The 17,746-nt window shown below is 69.0% G+C and carries 14 protein-coding genes; 6 read left to right on the plus strand and 8 right to left on the minus strand.

What is annotated here, in order from left to right; all coding sequences use genetic code 11:
• Positions 1–39: 39 nt before the first annotated feature.
• Together R8G01_04635 and R8G01_04640 are read right to left on the minus strand one after the other, a co-directional pair.
• Positions 40–657 (minus strand): DNA-3-methyladenine glycosylase I, encoded by a 618-nt coding sequence (locus R8G01_04635; protein ID MDW3213262.1) that lies wholly within the window; start codon positions 655–657, stop codon positions 40–42.
• Entirely contained in the window at positions 657–1,622 is a 966-nt protein-coding gene (locus R8G01_04640; GenBank protein ID MDW3213263.1) for a ketopantoate reductase family protein, read from the minus strand. The genes R8G01_04635 and R8G01_04640 overlap by 1 nt, the downstream gene beginning before the upstream one ends.
• Before the next feature lie 78 nt (positions 1,623–1,700).
• Between R8G01_04640 and R8G01_04645 the strand changes: the two genes are divergently transcribed.
• On the plus strand, positions 1,701–2,738 hold the full coding sequence (locus tag R8G01_04645) for a GGDEF domain-containing protein (protein ID MDW3213264.1): 1,038 nt from the start codon (positions 1,701–1,703) through the stop codon (positions 2,736–2,738).
• 12 nt (positions 2,739–2,750) lie between these two features.
• Here R8G01_04645 and R8G01_04650 read toward each other — a convergent pair whose 3' ends face one another.
• The 5 genes from R8G01_04650 to R8G01_04670 all read right to left on the minus strand — a co-directional run bounded on the left by R8G01_04650 (position 2,751) and on the right by R8G01_04670 (position 9,294).
• Complete coding sequence (locus R8G01_04650; GenBank protein ID MDW3213265.1) at positions 2,751–4,025, minus strand: MFS transporter; 1,275 nt, start codon at positions 4,023–4,025, stop codon at positions 2,751–2,753.
• Between the two features lie 49 nt (positions 4,026–4,074).
• Positions 4,075–4,392, minus strand: coding sequence for a hypothetical protein (locus R8G01_04655; GenBank protein MDW3213266.1), 318 nt, complete (start codon positions 4,390–4,392; stop codon positions 4,075–4,077).
• Positions 4,393–4,437: 45 nt separating this feature from the next.
• Positions 4,438–7,311, minus strand: a complete 2,874-nt coding sequence (gene uvrA, locus R8G01_04660; protein MDW3213267.1) for an excinuclease ABC subunit UvrA — start codon at positions 7,309–7,311, stop codon at positions 4,438–4,440.
• A gap of 129 nt (positions 7,312–7,440) precedes the next feature.
• Positions 7,441–8,190: an RIO1 family regulatory kinase/ATPase gene (locus tag R8G01_04665; protein MDW3213268.1), complete on the minus strand. Its 750-nt coding sequence runs from the start codon at positions 8,188–8,190 to the stop codon at positions 7,441–7,443.
• A 192-nt stretch (positions 8,191–8,382) separates the two neighbouring features.
• Positions 8,383–9,294 carry an LLM class F420-dependent oxidoreductase gene (locus R8G01_04670; protein ID MDW3213269.1) on the minus strand — a complete coding sequence of 304 codons (912 nt, stop codon included), beginning with the start codon at positions 9,292–9,294 and terminating at the stop codon, positions 8,383–8,385.
• 35 nt (positions 9,295–9,329) lie between these two features.
• Between R8G01_04670 and R8G01_04675 the strand changes: the two genes are divergently transcribed.
• The 5 genes from R8G01_04675 to R8G01_04695 all read left to right on the plus strand — a co-directional run bounded on the left by R8G01_04675 (position 9,330) and on the right by R8G01_04695 (position 15,606).
• Positions 9,330–9,959, plus strand: coding sequence for a protein-L-isoaspartate(D-aspartate) O-methyltransferase (locus R8G01_04675; protein ID MDW3213270.1), 630 nt, complete (start codon positions 9,330–9,332; stop codon positions 9,957–9,959).
• Between the two features lie 38 nt (positions 9,960–9,997).
• A complete protein-coding gene (locus R8G01_04680) occupies positions 9,998–11,179 on the plus strand; it encodes a hypothetical protein (protein MDW3213271.1) in 1,182 nt (393 codons plus the stop codon).
• Positions 11,176–11,799, plus strand: a complete 624-nt coding sequence (locus R8G01_04685; GenBank protein ID MDW3213272.1) for a response regulator transcription factor — start codon at positions 11,176–11,178, stop codon at positions 11,797–11,799. Before R8G01_04680 ends, R8G01_04685 begins: the two co-directional genes overlap by 4 nt.
• Positions 11,800–11,877: 78 nt before the next feature.
• Positions 11,878–14,364: a hypothetical protein gene (locus tag R8G01_04690; protein MDW3213273.1), complete on the plus strand. Its 2,487-nt coding sequence runs from the start codon at positions 11,878–11,880 to the stop codon at positions 14,362–14,364.
• A gap of 132 nt (positions 14,365–14,496) precedes the next feature.
• On the plus strand, positions 14,497–15,606 hold the full coding sequence (locus tag R8G01_04695; protein ID MDW3213274.1) for a hypothetical protein: 1,110 nt from the start codon (positions 14,497–14,499) through the stop codon (positions 15,604–15,606).
• A 9-nt stretch (positions 15,607–15,615) separates the two neighbouring features.
• Here R8G01_04695 and uvrB read toward each other — a convergent pair whose 3' ends face one another.
• The gene (gene uvrB, locus R8G01_04700; protein ID MDW3213275.1) at positions 15,616–17,709 is read right to left on the minus strand and encodes an excinuclease ABC subunit UvrB; all 2,094 of its coding nucleotides are present in this window, start codon (positions 17,707–17,709) and stop codon (positions 15,616–15,618) included.
• Positions 17,710–17,746: the final 37 nt, after the last annotated feature.

The raw sequence follows: 17,746 nt of genomic DNA on the forward strand, positions 1-17,746 counted from the left end.
TCACCACGGCGAGCAGCACGCCGACGAGCCGACCGCCCGTCACGTCGGGCCGAGTCCGATCGACGTCGCCGCGGCTCGCCTCGACGTCTCGGCCTCGTCACGGGCGCAGCACCCGTCCAGGTGATCGTTCACGAGCCCCATCGCCTGCATGAACGCATACATCGTCGTCGGTCCGACGAACGACCATCCCTGTCGCTTCAGCGCCTTCGACAACCGGGTCGACGTCTCGGTGATCGACGGCACCTCGCCGGGCGGGCCCGACGTGAAGTCGGCGTGGGGCCAGAAGAACTCGGCGAGCGAACCGTGCTCGTCGATCATCTCCATCGCCCGCTGCGCGTTGTTGATCGTCGACCTGATCTTGCCCTGGTGTCGGACGATCCCGGCGTCGCCGAGCAGGCGTTCGACGTCACGCTCGTCGAACGCCGCCACCGAGACCGGCTCGAAGCCGGCGAACGCAGCCCGGAAGTTCTCGCGCTTGCGCAGGATGGTCAGCCAGCTCAACCCGGATTGGAATCCCTCGAGACAGATCTTCTCGAACAGCCGCACGTCGGACGTGACGCCGAAGCCCCATTCGGTGTCGTGGTAGTGCACGTAGTCGGGGGTCGCCGTCCCCCACGAGCACCGAGGTCGCCCATCGTCGTCGGTCACCAACTCCATCAGGACAGTGTCGCAGGCGAATCCGACCTGCTCTCGCGCTCGAGACGTAGCCGGAGTTCGAGGCCGTGCACCGCCGCGACGAGCGCGTCGTTGACCGGCGTCGGCACCCCAGCCCGGCGACCCCCGGCGGTCACCGCTCCGTGCATCACGTCGACCTCGGTCTGCGACCCCTTCTCGACGCTCTGCAGCATCGACGCCTTGAACCCGTAGGGCAATCCCTCCCATGCTCGACGCCACGGCACCTGCGGGTCGGAGGTCGTGACTCCGACCCCCAGCGCACGGGCCACGTCGATCGCCTCCTGCACGGTCGCGATCGCCATGCGCTCGATCTCGGGGTGCACCGAGAGTTCGCCGTACGGGAGACCGGTGAGTGCGCTCCAGGCACCGGTGGCGACGTTCACGAACAGCTTCTCCCACGCCATCGCGACGATGTCGGCGCTGATCTCCACCGCCATGCCGGATGCCTCGAACGCGTCGGCGACGACACGCAGGCGGTCGGTCACCCGTCCGTCGAGCTCGCCCAGCACCGTCATCCGCCCCTCGACCCCGTATTCGACGACGCCCGGCTCGGTGAGACGTCCACCGACGAAGGTCCTCCCGGCGATCACCCGATCGGCGCCCACGATCTCGGCGATGATCTCGTCGCACCCGACGCCGTTCTGGAGGGTCAGGACGAGTGTGTCGTCCCCCACCAGATCGGCCGCCTCCTCCATCGCGGAGCGGGTGTCGAATGACTTCACGAGCACGACGAGCAGATCCGGGGGCGTCAGGCCGTCGACGGAGGTGGCGGCACCGACTGCGACCTCGCGTCGCTCCCGGTCGTCGACGAGCAGTAGACCACGCCGTCGGATCGCCGACACGTGGGCATCGTTCCTGGTCACGAGGGTCACATCGTGACCCGACCGGGCCAGCATCGCGCCGATCACCGATCCCAGCGACCCGGCCCCCAGCACGCACACCCGCATGTCGCCGACCGTAGCGGCAGCACGGTCAAGGCCGTGACAAATCGGTCAAGTTCGAGCCGTACCGGTCGATGATCAAGTATGACCACTGCTGAGCAGTTCCACGCCTCGGATGCCGACATGGCCGCACCGTCAGGGAGCGAGATCGTCGCCGTCGCGAACGCCGCATCGGCACGAGCCGATCACGACTCGGCGATGGGCGAACTCGTGATCGTGGCCCGCACGGCCGACGGTGGCCATCGCGCCATCGGCGGCGGTGGCGTCGGCCCGCTCCGAGCGGCCATTTCCGTCGCCGTGGCGGCCGAGAACGCCCGTCTCTGGAGCGGCGTCGAGGGCACCGAAACCATCGAACGTTCGACCCGGAGCATGCCCGAGATCGTGCGCACCGCAGCGGAGGCCAGCAACATCACCACGGCCCACGTCGGCTGCATCATCGACGACGCCGAGCCACCGCTGGCTGCCGTCGCCGTGTGGTTCGAGGTCGACGGTGCGGTCGCCGGCCCGAACGACCGACGCTCCACGATGGAGCTGCTGGCCGCGGCTGCCGAACGGCAACGCCGACACTTCGCCGCCAAGGCAGCCGAGCGGGCCGCCAACGCTCCAGCACCCGAGGAGGCCCCGTCCGGCCGTCGCGAGTTCGACGCCGACGACCCCTCACTCGACAGCGTGACCGGTCTCGCCACCCGAGCCGACTTCGAGAGCGCCATGGACGCCTACGAGTCCGACGAGGCCACCCTGGTCGTCGTCGACCTCGACGGCTTCGCGAAGGTGCCCGCCGAGTGCGGTGACGTCGTCGCCGATGCCGTGCTGCGTGAGATCGCCGATCGAATGGTGTCGTCGTGCCGTCGCGACGACCTGATCGCCCGCATCGGCCCGGACACGTTCGCGATCCTCTTCGCCGATGCGCCCCGCTCGGTCGGCCTGCACATCGCGAAGCGGCTGCTCGACACGATCGCCATGCCGCTGCCGATCGCCGGCGGGCCCGAGGTGGTCACCGCAACGGTGGCGCTGGCCCACCAGTTCGGACTGGTCGACATGGAGGAGCTGATGGAGTCGGCCGACGACGCCGTCGCCAGTGGCAAACGATCCGGCACCGGCCGGCTCGTCATCGCCTCCTGATCACCGCAGCGCTCAGGCCGACGCCACGACGCCGGCACGCGCCAGGCGCATCTGGGTCAACCAGGCGTAGGCGAGCATGGCTGCGGCGAGCACCGTCGCCAGGTCCGCGAGGATGTGGAACCCCACCGACTGTTTGACGAAGCCCGAGCCGAAGGCGGCAACGGCACCACAGAGACTCAGGGTGAGGTCGCCCGTGCCCTGTGCCTCGACGCGCGACGAGGTCGGGACCGACGCCGTCAACAGGGTGGTTCCACCGATCAGCCCGATGTTCCAGCCGAGTCCGAGCAGGAACAAGCCGAGGAAGATCATCGCTGGGACATATCCGGCGACCACCGCGGCCACCGTGCCGGTTCCGAGCACGATCGCGCCGATCTGGATCGCCTTGACGGCGCCGACCCGGTCGACGAACCGTCCGACGAGTGGTGCCAGCCCGAACATGCCGAGGATGTGCACCGCGATCACGAGCGCCGACAGATCGGCATGGTCGTGGTCCTTCATGTGGGGCGGCGTCATCGTCATCACGCCGACCATCGCGGCTTGCGAACCGGCCATCGCCACGAGTCCGAGCATGGCCCCGGGCGACGAGCGAATCACGCCGTACGACCGGCGCACCTGCCGGATCGGGCGCGTGCGTTGGGCGTTCGGATCGGTCCCGCCGATCAGGACGAGCGGATCCGGTCGCAGCGCCACCGAGTAGACGACCGCACCCAGGAGGAACAGGGCGCCGGCGAACAGGTAGGGACCGATGTACTCGTCGAGCCCGAGCCACTCACCGAAGCGCTTCTCGAGCGGGGTGAACGTGGGGCCGAACACGGCGCCGAGCGTGCCGATCCACACGATGGCACCGATCGCCCGGGCGCGGTCCTGATCGAGCGCCAGGTCGGCTGCGACGTACCGGGCCTGCAGCGTGGCGGCCTGGCCCGACCCGAACAGGAACATGCCGATCACGAACAGCGGGAACCAACGCAGCTGGCCCCCGGTCGCGGCGACGCCTGCTCCCACGCCACCGATCACGAGCGCGGCGATCAGCCCGGGACGACGCCCGCGACGGCGCATGAATGCGGCCAGCGGAATCGAGATCGCGGCGGCACCGAGCGTGAACGACGCGCTGCCGAGACCGGCCAAGCGGTCGCTGCCGAGCATGTCGGACGCCAGCAGGCTCACGACGGCGACCGTGCCAGCGACGGCAGCCTGGCCCGGGACCACGGCGAGGCGCAGGACGTTGAGGGTCGCGCGTTGCTGGTCCTGATGCCGCTCGAGGTCGACATCGGGGGAGGTCGTCGTCACTCCCCCACTCTGTCAGGTCACGGCTGCTCGCCGGCCCTCAGAACGCCCGTCAGGAGCGGCGCCGGCGCAGCACGAAGAGCGCGGCGATCAGCGCCGCCACGGCACCGATGCCGGCGACGCGCGGCGACCGCAGCGCATCGAGCGGCGATGTCGGCTCACCGCCGTGCTCGTCATCACCCAGGCCCAGACGATCGGCCATGTCGGCGAGCTGCTGATCGGACAGGTCGCCGCCGACCGAACGGCCGTCGCCGCCCGGCGCGTCGGGAAAGTCGCGGCCTGCCTCGGGCGACGGCGTCGGGTTGGCCATCTCCCGTACCGGCCCCTGACTGGGATCGCCGCCGGCCTGCTGATGGAGGTGTCGTGCCATGATCCGACTCTTCCCGTTCGGGAACGAGCCGAAACCGGCGGCAGGTCAGCTCGGGAGGATGTCGCGGAGGAACCGGCCGGTATGGCTGGCCTCGACCTTCGCGACGTCTTCCGGCGTGCCCTCGGCCACGACCATGCCGCCACCGCTGCCGCCCTCGGGGCCGAGATCGATGATCCAGTCGGCCGTCTTGATCACGTCGAGGTTGTGCTCGATCACAAGCACGGTGTTGCCCTGGTCGACCAGGCGCGACAGCACCGTCAGGAGCCGTCGGACGTCGTCGAAGTGGAGCCCGGTCGTCGGCTCGTCGAGCAGATAGATCGTGTGACCGGTCGATCGTTTGGCGAGTTCGGTCGACAGCTTGACTCGCTGCGCCTCGCCGCCGGACAGGGTCGGCGCCGACTGGCCGAGCCGGACGTAGCCGAGACCGACGTCCATCAGCGTCGACATGTACCTGGCGATGCGGGGCTGATTGCCGAAGAACTCGACCGCCTCGGCGACCGGCATGTCGAGCACGTCGGCGATGTTCTTGCCCTTGAACTCCACATCGAGCGTGTCGCGGTTGTACCGGGCGCCCTTGCAGACCTCGCACGGCACGTAGACGTCGGGCAGGAAGTGCATCTCGATCTTGAGCGTGCCGTCGCCGGAGCACGCTTCGCAGCGCCCGCCCTTGACGTTGAACGAGAAGCGCCCTGGCTGATAGCCGCGTACCTTGGCTTCGTTGGTGGTCGCGAACAACTTGCGGACGCTGTCGAACACGCCCGTGTACGTGGCCGGGTTCGATCGCGGCGTGCGGCCGATCGGCGACTGGTCCATGTCGATGACCTTGTCGAGGAACTCGATGCCCTCGATCTTCTTGTGCTTGCCGGCCGGCAGCTTCGACTTGTAGATCCGCTGCATCAGGACCGGGAGCAGGATGTCGCGGACCAGCGTGGACTTGCCCGAGCCGGACACGCCCGTGACCGCGACGAAGCAGCCGAGCGGGATGTCGACGTCGAGGTTCTGGAGGTTGTGCTCGCGGGCACCTCGGATCGTGAGCTTCTCGCCCTTGGGCGTGCGCCGGACCTCGGGGACCGGCACCGACTTCTTACCGGACAGGTACTGGCCGGTCACCGACTCCTTGACACGCGTGATGCCCTTGACCGGGCCGCTGTACACGATCTCGCCGCCGTGCTCACCGGCACCGGGGCCGATGTCGACGATCCAGTCGGACTCCTTGATCGTCTCTTCGTCGTGCTCGACGACGATCACGGTGTTGCCGAGATCACGCAGACGGGTGAGCGTGTCGATCAGACGCCGGTTGTCGCGCTGGTGCAGGCCGATCGACGGCTCGTCGAGCACGTACAGGGTGCCGACCAGGCCGGAACCGATCTGGCTCGCCAGCCGGATCCGCTGGGCCTCACCACCGGCGAGTGTGCCCGCCGACCGCGACAGCGTGAGGTAATCGAGGCCGACGTCGAGCAGGAACCCGAGCCGGGCGTTGACCTCTTTGGTCACCCGCTCGGCGATCAGGCGGTCGCGCTCGCTGAGTTCGAGCGCGGACAGGAACTTGGCCGACTCGCCGATCGACATCTCGCAGACCTCGGCGATGTTCTTGTCGCCCACCGTGACGGCCAGCGTGAACGGCTTGAGCCGAGCACCGCCGCAGGCGCGGCACGGCACCTCGCGCATGTAGCCCTCGTACTGCTCTCGCGAGTAGTCGCTCTCGGACCCCTCGTGGCGACGCTTGATCCAGGGGATGACCCCCTCGTACTCGGTCGAGTAGGAGCGGTTGCGGCCGTACCGGTTCTTGTACTTGACGGTCAGCTTGCCCTTGGTGCCGTGCAGGATCAGCTTCTGCTGTTTGGCCGGCAGCTGCTCCCAGGGCGCGGACAGGTCGATGTCGTGGATGTTCGCCACCGACTCGAGCATGCGGGTGAAGTACTGGGTGTGCGCGCTCCGCCACGGCACGATCGCGCCGTCGTTGATCGACTGCTCGGGGTCGGCGATGACGAGCTCGGGATCGACCTCGAACGTGGTACCGAGGCCGTCGCAGGTGACGCAGGCGCCGTACGGCGAGTTGAACGAGAAGTTGCGGGGCGCCGGCTCGTCGTAGCTCTTGCCACAGACGGGGCAGGCGAGGTGCTGGCTGAACGTGAGCGTCTCGGGCTCGGGCTCACCCTCACGGGCCACGAGCTCGACCTCGGCGACCCCGTCAGCCAGGGTGAGCGCGGTCTCGAGCGAGTCGGTCAGGCGTCGCTCGATCCCCTCGCGGAGCACGAGACGGTCGACGACGATCTCGATCTTGTGCTGCTCGTACTTGGCGAGGCGTTCGTCGCGCTGGAGGAACTCGTCGATCACGACGGTCTCGCCGTCGATGCGGGCTCGCACGTACCCCTGCCCCGACAGGTCGGCGAGCAGTGTGTCGTACTCGCCCTTGCGGCCGCGCACGACGGGGGCGAGCACCTGGAACCGCGACCCCTCCGGCAGTTCGAGGATGCGGTCGACGATCTGCTGCGGCGTCTGCCGCTGCAACGTGGTGCCGTCGTCGGGGCAGTGCTGCACCCCGATGCGGGCGTACAGCAGGCGCAGGTAGTCGTAGACCTCGGTGATCGTGCCCACGGTCGAGCGAGGGTTGCGACTGGCGGACTTCTGGTCGATCGAGATCGCCGGCGACAGGCCCTCGATCACGTCGACGTCGGGCTTGTCCATCTGCCCGAGGAACTGGCGGGCGTACGAGCTGAGCGACTCGACGTAGCGGCGCTGACCCTCGGCGTAGATCGTGTCGAACGCGAGGCTCGACTTGCCGGAACCGGACAGGCCCGTGAACACCACGAGACGGTCGCGCGGGAGCTCGACGTTGACGTTCTTCAGGTTGTGTTCGCGCGCACCGCGGACCTCGATGACAGGACCGGACGGCGTCGCGTTCTTGCGCGGAGCCATGAGGATGTCGAGGCTACCGAGCCACTGGCGACGGCCGAGCCGCCCGATGGAGGGAAATGATCACCCCGCCGACGCTACCAGACCGACCGAACACCTGTACGACGTCCGGCCGGTCCGGACCGGCCGGGGTCACATGACGCACAGCAGGTCGGCGAAGAGCTCCTCGCCGTCGACGTCGACCCCGCGTCCGGCGAACCAGGTGGCCACGTTGAGCACGTCACGGTGCAGGAACTCGATCCCCTGCGGATTGGCGGCGATGTCGATCGCCTGCGGGAAGTCGATGAACCACAGCGTGTCGTCCCACCACAGGAGGTTGTACACCGACAGGTCGCCGTGCGCGTATCCCTCCCCCACCATGGCCCGCAGACCGACGACGAGCTGGTCGAATGCGTCGGTGAGCGCTCCGATCCCGAGTCGCGCCGCCTGGAGCTGCGGCGCCGCCCGCTCGTCGTCGCCGACGTATTCGAGGTCGAACACGTTGCCGTCGTACGCGATCGGATACGGCACCGACATCCCCGTCGCCCACAGTCGCGACATCACGTCGAACTCGTGACCCATCCACCGGTCCTGGAGGAGTCGTTTGCCGTAGGTCGACATGCGCTCGACCGCACGACGGTCGCGGGTCTTTCGGAACTGGCGCCCTTCCCGATATTGCACGTCGTGGACGAACGCCGACGAGCGCTGCACGCCCATCGCCTGGAGTTCTCCCTTGGACTTCACCTCCCGCGGGAGGTAGCGCTTGCGGGCGAACACACACGAACGACCGTCGTGGCCGTGGCGTTCGATCAGGTTGACCTGGGCTTCCTTGCCCGTCTTGACGACGCCGAGGTCGTCGTCGTGGAGGCCATCGATGATGACCCACGTGGGAACAGCGCGCACGAGCACACTCCTTGAACTGCTTGCCGATGGGATGATCGGCCGCAGACCCCGGAGTCGGTGCTTCAGCGACTCGACGGGCGCGACCGGAGGGAGAGCATCGATGAGACCGTCATGTGGATCACCCTCCCTTCGTGTCGGCGTACGTGTGCAACGTACCCCACCCCCGGCGCGCCGGCGAAGGAGGTTTCGCGCTCAGCCGTCGAGACAGCTGACGAGCATCTCGCGCGTGGCGGCGCGCTCGTCGGGGTCGCTGGCGAACTCGGCCGCCGAGAAGTCGGTCACGCCGATCTCACCGAGTGCGAGCACACGTTCGCGACACTCCTCGGCCGAGCCGGCGATCACGATGTCACCGGGGCCCGCTGCACCTTCGCGGTCGAGCATCTTGCGGTAGCTGGGCAGTTGGCCGTAGATCGCGAAGACCGACGCGGCGCGCTCCTGCGCACCGGCCACGTCGTCGGTGACACAGACGGGGAGCGCGGCGACCACCCGGGTCGCATCCCGCCCGGCGGCCTCGGAGGCGGCTCGCAGCGTCGGCACCGTGTGCTCGGCGAGCGTCTTGGGCCCGGTGCACCACGTCATCGTGCCGTCGGCGAACTGCGCCGTCACCTTGAGCATCTGCTCGCCCAGCGCCGCCAGCATCACCGCCGGCCGGTCGCCGCCGCACACCGTGATGTCGCCACGCGCCGTCACCGTCTCACCTTCGAACCGAACCGACTGCTGCTCGAGCAAGGGCATCAGCGCCGACAGGTACTCGCGCATGTGGCGCACCGGCTTGTCGAACGTGTGGCCCCACATCCCTTCGACGACGGGCTGATGACTGAGCCCGATACCGAGGGTGAAACGGCCACCGGTCGCGGCGTTGGTGGTGAGCGCCTGCTGGGCCATCTGCATCGGGTGCCGCGGATACGTCGGCACGACCGCGATCCCGAGTTCGATCCGTGGCACCTCGCGTCCGACGATCGACAGCGTGGTCATGGCATCGTGCCCGAAGATCTGCGAGACCCAGTAGCTCGCGAAGCCCTGCGATTCCGCCGTTCGAGCGTTCTCGACGACCTGGTCGAGGGTGCCGTCGTTGAGAGTTCCGTCGTTGATACCGATGCGCATGACAGCGACGGTATCCGACGGGTACCGTCGATCTCGTGGCCGACCACGAGATCGCTCGACACCGAATGGTGGATCAGCAACTCGCCGCTCGCGACATCGTCGACGAGCGGGTCCTCGACGCGATGCGCCGGGTGCCACGCCACCGTTTCGTCGAAGGTGACGCCGATCTCGCGTACGGCGATCAGCCGGTCCCGATCGGCCACGGGGCGACGATCTCCCAGCCGTACATCGTGGCGCTCATGACCCAGGCGCTGAGCGTCTCGCCGACCGATCGTGTCCTCGAGATCGGCACCGGTTCCGGGTACGGCGCCGCGGTGCTGGCGGAGTTGGCCGAACGGGTCACGACCGTCGAGGTCGTACCGGAGCTGGCGGAGACCGCACGGGCACTGCTGGCCGACCACGCCGACCACGTCGAGGTCATCACCGGCGACGGCTCGCTCGGACACCCGTCGGGCGCGCCGTACGACGCGATCAGCGTGACGGCCGCCGGGCCCGAGATCCCCGAACCGCTGCTCGACCAGCTCGCGCCGGGTGGGCGGCTCGTGATGCCCGTCGGCCGCGGCGTCGAGCAACTGGTCCTCCTCACCCGCCGCCCCGATGGCGACACGATCGAGACGCTCATTCCGGTTCGGTTCGTGCCGCTCCGCGGGCGACACGGCGCGTGATCCATACCGGTCCGAGGCCGGAATGCGACACTGATGCGGTGGACCGCTTTCCGACGCTGACGCCTCGACCGGCGCTGTTCCCGACCGGTCTGACGATCCTCAAGGCGCTGGTGGTCGCACGCTGGCTGGCATGGCTCTGGATGGCCGGCATCCTGCTCTTCACCGACGCGGAGACCAAGGTCCGCCACCCGATCGTCGGATGGGGCGCCGTCGGGGCCACGCTCGCCCTGACCGTCGTCGGCACCGTGCTCCTGCGCCGCCGACCGGAGCGCCTGCTCCACGCACCGTTCGTGATCGCCGACGTGGCGTTCGCCATCGGACTCAGCATCGTCGACGGCTACGTGTTCGAACCGGACCACGTGTTCGCCACGTCGCAGAGCATCGCCACGCAATGGCCGCTGATCGCGATGGCGACGGTCGGGGTGGCGTACGGGCCGGTCATCGCCGGTCTCAGTGGACTCCTCGTCGGTCCGGCCGAGTGGGCGGGCGCCGAGCTGAACCGGTTCGATGCGTGGGGCACACCCGAGATCGTGTCGATCGCCGCGACGAGCCTGTTCTACGGCGCGTGCGGTGTCGTGTTCGGGTGGCAGGCACGGCTCCTCAAGCGGGTCGAGGGCGAGATCGCCGACCGCAGGGCCCGCGACGAGGTCGGCCGGGTGCTGCACGACACGGTGCTCCAGACGTTGGCGCTGGTCGAACGACGGTCTGCGTCGAGCGACCCCGAACTCGCGACCGCGGCGCGGCAGGCCGACCAGGATCTCCGCGCGTTCCTGTTCGGGAGCGCCGGGCGCGTGGTCGCCGATCTCGAGACGCGGGTTCGCTCGGAGATCGAGCGCGTCCGGACCGGCCACGACACACCGGTCACCGTCAGCGTGCTCGACGACGGCTGCCGTCTCCCCGACCGCCACCAGGACCTCGTCGCCCGGGCGATCGGCGAAGCGGTCGCCAACTCGCTCGAGCATGCGGTGGCGAACCGGGTCGTGGTGTTCGTCGAGACCGACGACGACGGGCACGTCTTCGCCAGCATCGACGACGACGGGATGGGGTTCGATCCGGCCACTCCCCGGAGTACGCACGGCATCGACGAGTCGGTGCTCGCCCGGATCGCATCGATCGGCGGACGGGTCGAGATCTCATCGTCGATCGGGAGCGGCACCGAGGTCTGCATCTGGACCAAGCCCGCGCCGGAGGCCGCCGGCATGGGAGGATCGACGTCGTGAACGACCCGATCAGGACGGTACTCGCCGACGACCACGAACTCGTCCGGTCCGGCCTGCGCAACGAACTCGGCCCCGGGTTCGAGATCGTCGGCGAGGCCGACGACGCCGAGGGGGCGATCGACGTGATCACCGCCCGACAGCCCGATCTCGTCATCTGCGACCTGCACATGCCGCGCGGCGGTGGCCTGGCCGTGGTCGAGCGGTGCGCCACCGTGTGCCCCATCGTGATCCTGACCGTGAGCGAGGCCGAGCGGGATCTGCTCGACGCGGTCGCCGCCGGCGCCGCCGGGTACCTCGTCAAGACCACGCCGATCGACGAGCTCACCGCGTCGCTCCGCGCCGCAGCCGCCGGCGAACCCGTGTTCTCACCATCGCTCGCTGCGCTCGTCCTCGGAGAGTTCCGCCGGCTCGCGAAATCGGCCGACACGAACCCCCTGACCGAGCGCGAGCGGCAGGTGTTGCAGCTTGTCGCACGCGGCCGCACCTACAAGGAGCTCGGCCTCGAACTCGACATCGCGGCCAAGACCGCCGAGAACCACGTCCGCAACATCCTCGGCAAGCTGCACCTCAGCCGACGCAGCGACCTCGTCCGGTACGCCGTCGAGCACGGCCTGGACTGAATCTCCCCACGGCTCCCCAGCCCGCTCTGGGGGATGTCCCCGATATCCGCCGGAGCCGCCTGCCTTCACGATGGAGGCATGAACTGGCCACCTCCCACCGTCGATCCCGTACCCGTACCCGAGACCGACGCCGAGCGTCGTGGGCTCAGCGCCGTCCCCGCCGCAGCTTGGATCGGCCTGCTGGGCGGGGCGCTGCTGCTCGTCGCCGCCGTCGCGGTCGTCGCGAGCAACTGGAACACGATCGGCGAGAGCGTGCGCGTCGCCGGACTTGCCGGCGTGACCGTCGGCCTGCTCATCGCCGCGAGACGACTCCGTCCCATGGCGCCGACGACCGCCGGGATCGTCGCCCACGTCGGTACGTTGCTCACAGCCTCGGTCGGCATCAGCGCGCTCTCGGTGGTGGGGGTCACCTGGCCCGGCTGTCTGCTCCTCGGCGGCGTCACGTTGATCGTCGCCACCGAGCTCCAGGCCACCCGCCGGCGGCGGGCGACGATGCATCTGGCGCAGATCGCCGGGTGGGCGACGGCGGCGACCGGCGCTGCTGCACTCCTCGGCACCACCGCCGGCCTGCTCGCCGCGCTCGCGGCGACCGGCCTGCTCGTGGTCGGTGCCCACCGCCGCAGCGCGATGCTCGCCGGACTGGCCGTGGTCTCGCCGGCGTTGACGGCGTTGGCCGACACCGGCATCGGGAACGGGACATTGCAGCGGGCCGGCCTCGTCGGCGAGCGACTCGGCTGGTCGGGGCCCGCCGTCGGCCTCCTCGCCGCGACGGTGATCGGCGCGATCGCCTGGCGTCGCCGGAGCAACCCGCTCATGCTGGTCGCGGTCGCGTGTCCGGTCATCGGGCTGGTCACCGGGTTCGCCGCCGCCGACGGGTCGTTCGTCGCCTGGTGGAGTGTCCCCGCAATGGCGCTGATCGCCGCCGAACTGGGTCTGCTCCTCCTGCCGACGGATCGGTGGCGCGGGCAGATCGCCGATCTCGTCGACATCGGAGCGGTCACGGTGGCGGTCGGCGCGTGGACGGCGCCGGCCATCGCTCGACTCGACATCGGCGGAACCGACCTCGCGTCTCCCTGGGCGATCCCGGTCGCGCTGACCGGCCTCGGTGTCGGCCTGTCGCTGCTCCGGTGGCGTTCGTCCCGTCCCCGGCTCGCCGATCTCGGTGTCGCATCCGTCGCCGGGGCGCTGCTCGGCCTGGTGGTCGCCTTCGATCCGCCCGACCTCGCCGTCGCCGGCGCCGCGACGGTCGCGGTGCTGTTCGCCGTGGTGCTGTCGAGGCGCCTCTCCCCGCTCGCTCTCCATCCGGCCGGGATCTGGGCCCTGATCAGCATCGGCGCCGTCGGCTCGGACACCGGCTTGGCCACGGGAGCGATCGCGTTCGCATTCCTGGCCGCCACGGTCGCGATCGTGGTCGCCGCACGTGGTCGGCTCGCAGCCGACCACCGCGTGGTCGGCGGACTCGAGATGGGTGCGATCGCGATCGGCGTGGCACTCGGCGCCCTCGCACTGACCGACCGCTTCGCCCCGGCGATCGGGCTGGGTGTCATCGCCGGGGTCATGTTGCTCGTCGTGATCGTCGAGCGCCGCCACACGGTCGCTGCGGTGGCGACCGTCGCCTGCACGTCGGTCGTCGCCCTCGATGCAGCCACGGCGGCGGGCACGCTCGACACCTCGTACTGGGCCGGGTGGGCGGCGGCGACCGCGGCGTTCACGATCGCCTGGTCGGTCCACCGCTCCGCCGTCATGGCCCACGCTGCGGCGGGAGCTGCCGTCGTCACGGTCGCTGCATCGGCGGCCCCGCTCGACGTCCCACTCGGCGACGTCGTCGTCATGGCGATGCTCGCGGTGGTGGCACTCACCGGACTCGCCGGAACGATCGGCCGTCGAACCGCGCTCGACGCCGCGGCCGGCGCCGCCGGCGTCGTGCTGCTCACCACCACGCTGTTCGGGCTCGACCCGCCGTGGATCGCCGCGGCGTGGTTCGTCCTCGGGATCCAGATGTCGCTGGGCGGGGTGGCGTTCGAACGCCGCCCGATGCTCTGGTCCGGACTGGCGACGGCGGTGGGCGGGGCGATCGGCTGGTGGTTCACCTCCGGCGCCCACGTCTGGTTCACCGACCTCATCGCCCCGGCCGACATCCGGGTCGCCGATCTCTGGTTGGCTGCCATCACCGTCGCTTCGGTGTTGGTCGGTCGAGCACTGCGGGCCGAGTTCGGCGTCAGCAGCTGGGTCGCCTACACCGCGGCGCTGGTGATCCCGGGGCTCTGGTTGCCTGCTGCGCACCTCGACCGCGACCCGGTGTGGGTCCTCCCGCTCCTGCTGACCCTCGGGGTCGTGGCGGCGGGGCTCGGTGCCTGGCACCGTCTGGCCGCCCCGCTCGTCGGCGGCACCGTCCTGTGTGGCATCGCGACCGTGCTCGCGACCGGATCCGACCTCACCGCGATCCCCACCTGGGTCTGGTTGGCGCTGGGCGGCGGATCGTTGATCGCGACCGCGGTGTTGATCGAACGAGCCGGGCGACCCGACGCCCCCGACCTCCGCGAACTCGTGGCCCGGTGGCAGTAGCCGGGCATATCCACGACATATCCCCGCCATACCGGCGTTGTCGGACATCACGTCGATATACCCGGGTCATCGGGTCAAGACACTCCCACGGGCGGTCGACAGCTCAGTCGAAACCACTGCCCAGGAGGCCCCATGTCAACACTGTCCAACTCTCGATGGGTCGGCGTTTCCGCCGTCGTCGCCGCCACGGTCGGAGCGATCACGATCGCCGGCCTCGGTGCCGGAGCCGCGCCGGCCGAGGAGCCGTCGGTCTACGTCGCCGTACCGCCGTGCCGGCTGGTGGACACCCGTCCCGAGTTCCAGGTCGGTGACCGATCGACGCCGCTCCAGGCGGACGAGACACACGCACAGCAGGTCACCGGCGCGATCGGCAACTGCGCCGTTCCCGAGGGAGCGAAGGGCGTCTCCCTGAACGTCACTGCCGTCGGACCCACCGCGCCGAGCTTCATGACGCTGTTCCCGGAGGGTGACGACCTGCCGGTGGCGAGCAACCTCAACTATCTGCCGGGTGCCGCGCCCACCCCCAACAAGGTGGACGTGATGCTCTCGACCACCGGAGCGATCGGCGTGTACAACCTCGCCGGGACCGTCGACCTCGTCATCGACGTGAGCGGGTACTACTCCGACACGTGGATCCAGGAGGTCATGGGCCGGCTCGACGGAACCACCACCGTGACGAACTTCTACACGAAGAGTGAGACCTACTCGAAGGAGGAGATCGATGCCGCTCTCGCCACCAAGGCCGACGTCGGCGACGGCTACACCAAGGCGGAGGCCGACGCCCGGTTCGCCCCCGGCGGCCCCGAGGTGCTCGTGCGGCAGGCCACCAGCGACGTCCGCGGACTGCTCGGCTCGCTGCTGTACGCGATCGAGGGCGTCACGATCGGCGTGCTCGACGACGGGATCCTCGAACTCGATCAGCCGGGAGCGATCATCGACCCGATCGACGGGATCACCGAGTACGAACTCGACGCGATCGATCTCTGCTTCGACGACCTCCTGCTCGGTGCGCTCATCGACTCGATCACGGTGTCCGTGCGGGACGAACTCGGCGCGGTGACCGATCTGGTGGATGACCTCGACATCACGGCCGCCGGTTGCCGCACGATCGACCTCACCTCCCTGCCGGCGGGCGAGGCCTACTTCGTCGAACTCGACGCAGTCGGCGATGTGCTCACGCCGATCCTGGGCAGCGTGCAGCTGACGTCGATCGAGTCGACCTGGGCGCCGGTCATCGACTGACCGGGACGATCACTCGGCGTCGCGGATCTCGCGCCGCAGGTCGTTGATCTCGTCACGAAGGCGAGCGGCGTACTCGAACTTGAGATCCGCCGACGCCTCGTGCATCTCTTCTTCCAAGGTCTGGATGAGTCGCTGCAGCTCCTGCTGCGGAAGTGACTTGAGTTCCTGCTGGACCTTGGTGCGTTCACGCTGACGGCGTCGGTCCTTCCCCGGGACCGGCGCCGTTCCGCCGTCGGGGCGCAGCATCGAGAGGATGTCGCCGACGGCTTTGCGGATGGTCTGCGGGTTGATGCCGTGCTGTTCGTTGTAGGCGAGCTGCAGCTGACGGCGACGTTGCGTCTCACCGATCGCGCGCTCCATCGAGTCGGTCTGCTTGTCGGCGTACATCACGACCTGACCGGCGACGTTGCGGGCGGCCCGTCCGATCATCTGGATCAGCGAGGTCTCGCTGCGGAGGAACCCCTCCTTGTCGGCGTCGAGGATGCAGACGAGCGACACCTCGGGGAGGTCGAGGCCCTCGCGCAGCAGGTTGATGCCGACCAGGACATCGAACTCACCGAGCCGGAGTGACCGGAGGATCTCGATCCGCTGGATCGTGTCGATGTTGGAGTGGAGGTACCGGACGCGCAGCCCCTGCTCGAGCAGATAGTCGGTCAGGTCTTCGGCCATCTTCTTGGTGAGGGTGGTGACCAGCACCCGCTCGCCGTTGGTGATCCGGCCGTTGACGAGTTCGATCAGGTCGTCGATCTGGCCCTTGGTCGGCTTGACGATGACCTCGGGGTCGACCAGACCGGTCGGCCGTACGATCTGTTCGACGACCTGACTCGAGACCCGGAGTTCGTACTCGCTCGGCGTGGCCGACAGGAAGACACCCTGGTTGATCCGCTCGAGCACCTCTTCGAACGTGAGCGGACGGTTGTCGCGTGCCGACGGCAGGCGGAACCCGTGCTCGACCAACACGTCCTTGCGGCTTCGGTCGCCGGCGTACTGGCCGTGCAGCTGCGGGACGGCGACGTGACTCTCGTCGATGACGAGCAGGAAGTCGTCGGGGAAGTAGTCGAGCAGGGTGAACGGCGGCTCGCCGTAGTCGCGCCCGTCGATGTGCATCGAGTAGTTCTCGATGCCGTTGCAGTAACCGACCTCGCTGATCATCTCGAGGTCGTACTGGGTGCGCATGCGCAGCCGCTGCGCCTCGAGCAGCTTGCCCTCGTCTTCGAACTGCTTCAGCCGCACCTGCAGTTCGTGTTCGATCTTGCCCGTCGCCACGGCCAACCGTTCGTTGCCGGCCACGTAGTGCGTCGCGGGGAAGATCACGGTGCGCTTGAGCTCCTCGAGCGTCTCACCCGTCAGCGGATCGATCCGCGTGAGCCGGTCGACGGTGTCGCCGAACATCTCGATCCGCAGCACCGACTCGTCGTAGGCGGGGTGGACCTCGATCGTGTCGCCCCGCACCCGGAACTTGCCGCGGCCGAGCGTGGCGTCGTTGCGGTCGTACTGCATGTCGACGAGACGCCGGAGGATGTTGCGCATGTCGTAGTCGACGTCGACCGACAGGTCGAGCAGTTGGCCCTTGTACTCGTCGGGGTTGCCCATGCCGTAGATGCAGCTGACCGAGGCGACGACGATCGTGTCGCGTCGGGTGAGCAGCGCGGCGGTGGCGGAGTGACGGAGCCGGTCGATCTCGTCGTTGATCGAGCTGTCCTTCTCGATGAACGTGTCGCTCGACGGGATGTAGGCCTCGGGCTGGTAGTAGTCGTAGTAGCTGACGAAGTACTCGACCCGGTTGTCGGGGAAGAACTCCTTCATCTCGGATGCGAGCTGGGCGGCGAGGCTCTTGTTCGGGGCGAGGATCAGGGTGGGCCGCTGGACCTGCTCGATGGTCCAGGCCATCGTCGCCGACTTGCCGGAGCCGGTGATACCGAGCAGGGTCTGGAACCGGTCGCCGCGTTCGATGCCCTCGGCCAGCTGCGCGATCGCCTTGGGCTGATCGCCGTCGGGCTCGAAGTCGGACACGACTCGAAACGGCCGGTCGTCGGCCGTCGGCTGCGCGATCGGCTGCCCGGCGAGGTCGGGGACGGGGGCGGTGACGGTCGTGTCGGACATCACCGACGATCCTATCAGCGAACGTCCGTTCGATCGA

The sequence above is a fragment of the Ilumatobacteraceae bacterium genome, from assembly GCA_033344875.1.
Classification (GTDB): domain Bacteria; phylum Actinomycetota; class Acidimicrobiia; order Acidimicrobiales; family Ilumatobacteraceae; genus Ilumatobacter.